The organism is Kamptonema animale CS-326 (assembly GCF_028330895.1).
Lineage (GTDB): Bacteria > Cyanobacteriota > Cyanobacteriia > Cyanobacteriales > Microcoleaceae > Kamptonema > Kamptonema formosum.
The window spans coordinates 1-6126 of the sequence record NZ_JAQMUA010000437.1 but is presented as its reverse complement, the minus strand read 5'-3'; the positions used below and the strand labels follow the sequence as shown (position 1 = coordinate 6126).

Annotated in this window: 5 protein-coding genes; 2 read left to right on the top strand and 3 right to left on the bottom strand. The window is 43.3% G+C overall.

The window, feature by feature from the left end:
• The first annotated feature begins 100 nt into the window (after positions 1 to 100).
• The gene (gene ggt, locus PN499_RS25630) at positions 101 to 1855 is read left to right on the top strand and encodes a gamma-glutamyltransferase (RefSeq protein ID WP_272035860.1); all 1755 of its coding nucleotides are present in this window, start codon (positions 101 to 103) and stop codon (positions 1853 to 1855) included.
• Between the two features lie 62 nt (positions 1856 to 1917).
• On the opposite strand, the gene PN499_RS25625 is transcribed toward ggt, so the two are convergent.
• Both PN499_RS25625 and PN499_RS25620 read right to left on the bottom strand, forming a co-directional pair.
• Entirely contained in the window at positions 1918 to 2163 is a 246-nt protein-coding gene (locus PN499_RS25625) for an HNH endonuclease (protein WP_272035858.1), read from the bottom strand.
• Between the two features lie 20 nt (positions 2164 to 2183).
• Positions 2184 to 3371, bottom strand: coding sequence for a hypothetical protein (locus PN499_RS25620; protein ID WP_272035856.1), 1188 nt, complete (start codon positions 3369 to 3371; stop codon positions 2184 to 2186).
• A gap of 41 nt (positions 3372 to 3412) precedes the next feature.
• Between PN499_RS25620 and PN499_RS25615 the strand changes: the two genes are divergently transcribed.
• On the top strand, positions 3413 to 4855 hold the full coding sequence (locus PN499_RS25615; RefSeq protein WP_272035854.1) for an amidohydrolase family protein: 1443 nt from the start codon (positions 3413 to 3415) through the stop codon (positions 4853 to 4855).
• Positions 4856 to 5044: 189 nt separating this feature from the next.
• Here the strand turns inward: PN499_RS25615 and PN499_RS25605 are convergent, their stop codons facing one another.
• Positions 5045 to 5968, bottom strand: coding sequence for a macrolide 2'-phosphotransferase (locus tag PN499_RS25605; RefSeq protein WP_272035852.1), 924 nt, complete (start codon positions 5966 to 5968; stop codon positions 5045 to 5047).
• Between the last annotated feature and the right edge of the window lie 158 nt (positions 5969 to 6126).

Sequence of the window (6126 nt, the reverse complement as noted above, 5' to 3'; positions counted from 1 at the left end):
GACTAGGCGATTGCTTCGCTTCGTAAGCGCTACGCGCAGGCTACGCCAATGCAATGACGGATTATTACTAATAAAATGGTTTATAACAGGAATATTCAGCATGAATTTTACAGAAAAAAAGACCTTCTGGGCGATCGCAGATCCCTTGTTTCGATTGCTTGTTGTTTCGCTATTGCTATTCGGATGTCACCAACCACCGAAAGTTAAGCGACAATTAGAACGCAGTCAACAAGGAATGGTAGTTTCAGCCGATCGCATGGCGACTGAAGCAGGAGTCGCTATGCTAAAAAAAGGCGGTAATGCAGTGGATGCAGCGGTAGCGACGGCTTTAGCAATTTCAGTAGTTGAGCCATTTTCAGCGGGTATTGGCGGCGGTGGATTTTTGCTGTTACGACGGGTAGAAACTGGAGAAGTACAAGCTTTAGATTTCCGTGAAAGAGCTCCTAAATTAGCCGATCGCGATATGTATCTTGATAGTAAAAGTCAGCCCATTAAAAGGGCAAGTCTAGACGGATATCTGGCGGCGGGAGTACCGGGCACGGTGGCGGGATTATACAATGTGCAAAAACTTTACGGGAAATTACCTTGGACTGAGGTGGTAGCTCCGGCTGTAAGTTTAGCAGACAAAGGGTTTGTGGTGACAGAACGTTTTGCCAAGTTCTTTGAGTATCGTCAAACTGCGATTAAAAATAATCCAGCCGCACGCAAAATTTTTACTAAAAACGGCACTTTATATAAAAAAGGTGAGTTGCTGGTACAGCCAGATTTAGCTAAGACTTTACGCGCGATCGCCCTCGCTCCCCAAAGTTTTTATACTGGAAAAATTGCACAGGCGATCGCCACTGACATGAAAAAAAATGGGGGTTTAATTACTCTCGAAGACCTGAAAAACTATACTCCAATTTGGCGTAAACCTGTCTGTGGAAACTTCCGACAATATCGAATTTGCGGAATGCCACCGCCTTCTGCCGGTGGAGTTCAACTGCTACAAATTTTGAATATAATTAGTGATACTAATTTGTCAGATTGGGGGCGAGAAAATCCCGATACTTTGCATCTATTGGCAGAAGCGATGCGAATTAGTTATGCTGATAGAGCCAAATATTTGGGCGATCCAGCCTTTGTGAGAGCACCCGTAAAATCCTTGATAAGTCCTGTTTATGCTGCTAAACGTCGCCAAGAAATTGACATGAAACGCGCTAGGCTCTCTAGTGAGGTAAAACCGATAATAGATCGGAAAAGTGGGAGAGTATCCGCTAAGGAATCTCCAGAAACGACGCATTTAACCGTAGTCGATCGCGATCGTAATGTCGTGAGTTTAACATTTACAGTGAATGGGGCTTTTGGTGCGGGTACTGTGGTAACGGGTACAGGAATTTTGCTCAATAATGAGATGGATGATTTTGCAGTTGCGCCAGGGGCCTCGAATTTGTTTGGTTTGGTAGGGGGAGAAGCGAATGCGATCGCGCCTGGAAAAACTCCTCTATCCAGTATGACACCTACAATTGTTACTGAAAATGGTCAATTGCGCCTCGCTACTGGTGCTCCCGGAGGTAGCACTATTATTACCACCGTATTACAGATAATTCTGAATGTTTTAGTTTACGATATGGATGCCAGTGCAGCCGTATCTGCACCGCGTATTCATCATCAATGGTTGCCCGATCGGTTAATGGTAGAAAGTAAAAGTTTGTCTGGAGAAATCTTGCAGAAGTTACAGGGAAGAGGACATCAGATAGAAGAAAGATCGCCTTGGGGAAATGCGAATTTAATCGTCGTCACTCCTGACGGGTGGTTAGAAGGAGCCGCTGATTCCAGAGGTGAAGGAGTGGCAAAAGGGAGTGGGATGTTATAATAAATTGTAGCACCTGGGTAATAGAGCAATCGCCTTTAACTCTCTACATTCTTAAGCCTACTCTACAAATCAAAATGACGTTTAAAGCGAGTATCTAATTTGTCAGATTTTTTTTGATTGCAAGTAAAGCATAGTGTATGCAAATTGCTGATATCATTAGTACCGCCGCGAGCTAGGGGAATGATATGATCGATGGTAAGTTGTGCTTCTAGGAAGGTTTTCCCGCAGCTTTGACATTGGTGTTGGTTGCGATCGAATACATACTTTTTTACTTCAGGGGGAATGGGAATTCTAGGGGTTTTACTCATAAATTGTTCCGTGAGTTTTCTTAACTAATGTCTTGAGATTTTAGCTGCACCGCTTCTAAAGAAAATTCGTTTTCCTTAATTAGAGGAAGATTTTTCCTATAGAGTTGCATTGCTTCTAAGCAATTATTAATATTTTTAATTGCCTCATTATAAACCTTAATCTTATCCTCATTATCCTTTTTACGTTCTTCATTTTCCTTGATTTTTCTCTTAGCCTCTTCTTCAAGAGTTTGCTCTAAATTGGCACGCGCTACATCGTATTGCTGCAAGATTTCATCAGCTTTTTGCTTTGCCATTGGTAACAAATGAGTCTTAATAGCATTGTTAACAGATTGGCGGAAAGTGTTAGTAGCAGTTTTCTTTACCTTGTCCTGAAAGTCAAGCTTTAACAATTGACGAATTGCAGGTTGTGCCTCTACCATGCTGCTAGCATCATAAGCTTGACAAGCTTGTAGCAAAGTTTGACGAAGTTGATAGATAGAAAAAGTATGTTCTTCGTAAAATTTAGGGTTTTCTCGCACGTAGCGATCGCACTCTATTTTTGCCGCCCCCAACACTGCATGAGTCACCTCTTTTTTCAACTGTTCCAGAGATGTTTCAATCCCGCCATCATTGCCAAGTAAAGGAACCAGTTTGAGGTGATATGGGGATTTACCGATCGTATCAATTAATCGCCGAAAATAATTATCAATTACTTGTTTTGATTCGGCTATCAATACATCCTCTAGCTCATTAGCAAGGTAATAGAATCCTTCTGCAAGTATTCCTAATAAAGGAGTAACAGCATTGCGGGGATGGCTAGCAACAGCACGTTTATTCACCTCTAATACAGAGAAAGTCGCAATAAGTTCATCTAAACGGTGAATGATTCGAGATTGAAGCTTTTTAAAATCCTCTTCCATCGCTGAAGTATTGCCACCTACAACCTCATTTACTTCATCTTTGATATGCGCCTCAAATTCTCTCCCAATATCGCTCAAATCTTGGGTAAGCCGCTCTAGTTCTCGTCGAATTGTGCTGTCAACATCAATAGGTTGCGCTGCTAGATAGTGGCGTTCTTCTATGTAATGATTTTTGAGAGCAATACAGACTGGTTGTAAATCTTCCGCTAAAGCCGCGAATAGTTGAGGGCGTTTTTCTTCCGTGAGAAGGCTTTTAATATCGTTCCAAAAACTGTCGGGAGTATTGTAAAATGTTGATTGAGTCATCACTCTCAAACCATAGTCTTGCTCACTTCCTCGAGAAGGTTGTGCTACGAATTATTAGGAAGCGATCGCAGATGAAAGAACAAGGCAGATTAAACAGACGTAGTTTTTTAGCTGGGGCAGCAGCTTTAGGAACCGTTAGCCTAACCCACCAGGCTTGGTCATCTCCAGTCATGGCGGCACAATCGGTAGCAAGATTGCCCGCTCGCAAAGAGATAATCATCCGAAATGCTTACATCATGACAATGGACTCAGCACTTGGAGATCTGACCGGGGATATCCATTTGCGGAATGGTGAAATCGTTGCGATCGGAACTCAGTTAGATGCTCCAACAGCCGAAACGATTGATGGACAAAATATGATCGTCTTGCCAGGTCTTATTGATACACACTGGCATCTGTGGACTGCCTTGCTGCGAAGTATGTCCGGTGATACCAGAGAACAGGGCTACTTTCCCATGACGGAGCGTTTGGGGAAGCGGTACACGCCAGAAGATATGTATCGCGCAGCGCAATTGGCAACGGCTGAGGCACTCTATTCAGGAATCACAACGATACACGACTTTAACCACAACGCCCGCACGATCGATTATGCCAGGGCATCCATCCGCGCCATTGCTAATGCAGGTATCCGTGCGCGTTTCTCTTACGGGTACTACAAAGATCAAGCGTCAGAAGAAGCCACTGACTTTGACAGCATCATGAGGCTGCATCGTGAGATGAAAGATTCTCAGTATGGTTTGATATCTTTAGGGTTTGCTCCGCGAGAGGTTTCTATCTACAAAAACTACCACCAAGATTGGGAGACAGCGCGGAAAATAGGGCTTCCAATTACGGTTCACGCAAGTTCCTCACTGGATGAAGCTGGAGAAATCGATCAACTCTATAAGGACGGGTTACTTGCAAAAGATGTACTCATTGTCCATGCGACTGTGGCAACGTCTATTGAAATGCGGCACTTATCAAAAAGTAACGCAGCCGTTAGCCTGACCCCTTTCACAGAAATGCGAACTGGTTTTGGCTTTCCTCCGATTCAAGAACTGCTTTCAGCAGGCGTGTTGATCGGCCTTGGAATCGATACAACAGCCTTGTCAGGAAATGCAGATATGTTTGCAATCATGAAAGTAATTCTAAATGTTGGTAACGCTCAAGCCAAGAGTGAGTTTGCTTTCTCTCCACGACGAATCTTAGAATTTGCAACTATTAACGGAGCGCAAGCGTTGGGAATCGATCATCAAGTTGGCTCTCTTAAACCTGGTAAGCGTGCCGATCTGATTATGGTATCTACCGAGAACCTGAATTTAGGAGTATTTACAGATCCAGCACATTTATTAGTTGAAGCTGCTCAACCCTCAAATGTTGATACCGCGATCGTAGATGGAAGGATTCTAAAGCGAAACGGTCAACTTTTGGCAATGAATGCGAAGGAAATTATTCGAGAAGCAAAAGATTCGTTAAGGTCTGTCAACTTTTTCTTAAGAACTTAACCTTCAACAGTTCGGACATATTTTGGGAGAGTCAGGCTCTGAGAGAGCCGTATTCTAGGAGTTTTCGGTAGTTTGGATTTAATTTAATCAAAGTTGGGTCCAAGCCAAACATGGTGATAAATAAGTCTAATAAATGCTCATTTAGGGCTTTTCGTTTGAACGATGCGATCGAAAAATATTGAACCAATATCATCCACTCCAAGCTAAAGAGGATCGAGCCCCGGCTATATGTTCTTCCTTTCCAGTTAGCAAGGCGAATAAGGCGTATTCCACGGGATGAGCATTCCAGAGTTCTATGATGTGTTCCTTCATATAAGACCATACGATCCCACCAGCAGTTTGGTAATGCTCGAGCACATCCTGGAGAACTTGCTCGCCGAAGATGGCATAGAAACAGACGAAATCCTTGGCAGGATCGCTTACTGCGGCTTCTGTCCAATCGATTAGTCCCATCAAATTTCCGTCTTTGTTCACAAGCGTATGACCGGGGTGAAAGTCTCCGTGAATCAAAGCCGAATGCCCAGGCCACAAGGCATCATTGGCAATCCAGTCCTGCCAACGTGCCCAGCGTTTATCAGAAACACCAAGCAGTTCTCTGGTCTTCTCCATATTCTCTGCCATAGATTGCCGCACTCGATCGACTGTTTGAACTCGGATACTGAATTGTTTCACTACCTCAATGTGTGTTCTGTGGAGTTGCGCCAGTGTTTTTGCCACCGAAGAAATGTATACAGCAGGCGGAGACTTCGGATCGATGTACCATACATAATCGCCGATATCTGGATCTATGGTTCCGGCAGGAATTCCCTTTAATAGCGGATAGGCAACGAGTTCATCCGAAACAATTTTCCAGACGGGAACGCTCACATCGACTTGGCTTTTAACCAGTTCAAGAACTTCTCTTTCATAATACATACGCTCAAGAACATCAAGTCTTCTGGGAAATCGCAATACCCATTTGCTATTATCCTCTTTGGCAGTAGCAAACGTAGTTATGAAGTCCATTCCGGATTTGTTAATATTTAAGTTGTCTGCGTCCAAAATGAAGCCATTTTTGTCGGCGATGCTAAGTATTGTCCTGATTTGGTAGTCTTCACTAACAGATTTAGTCATTTTAAATTCGCTCCTTCATCAATACTCCGGACAGTTTTGGAGTAGAGACGCGATCGCCCGTCCACAAAAAAGTAAGTAAAATTTGAATCTCAAAGGCAGAAAAAAAGACACTCTTTAGGTTAAGCTTAAAAAAACTGAGCTTAACAGACTGCCTTATG

What these genes read in the sequence shown, in the direction of transcription:
- PN499_RS25605 (WP_272035852.1), bottom strand. Translation starts at nt 5,968, where the DNA reads ATGACTAAATCTGTTAGTGAAGACTACCAAATCAGGACAATACTTAGC.
- ggt (WP_272035860.1), top strand. Translation starts at nt 101, where the DNA reads ATGAATTTTACAGAAAAAAAGACCTTCTGGGCGATCGCAGATCCCTTG.
- PN499_RS25620 (WP_272035856.1), bottom strand. Translation starts at nt 3,371, where the DNA reads ATGACTCAATCAACATTTTACAATACTCCCGACAGTTTTTGGAACGAT.
- PN499_RS25625 (WP_272035858.1), bottom strand. Translation starts at nt 2,163, where the DNA reads ATGAGTAAAACCCCTAGAATTCCCATTCCCCCTGAAGTAAAAAAGTAT.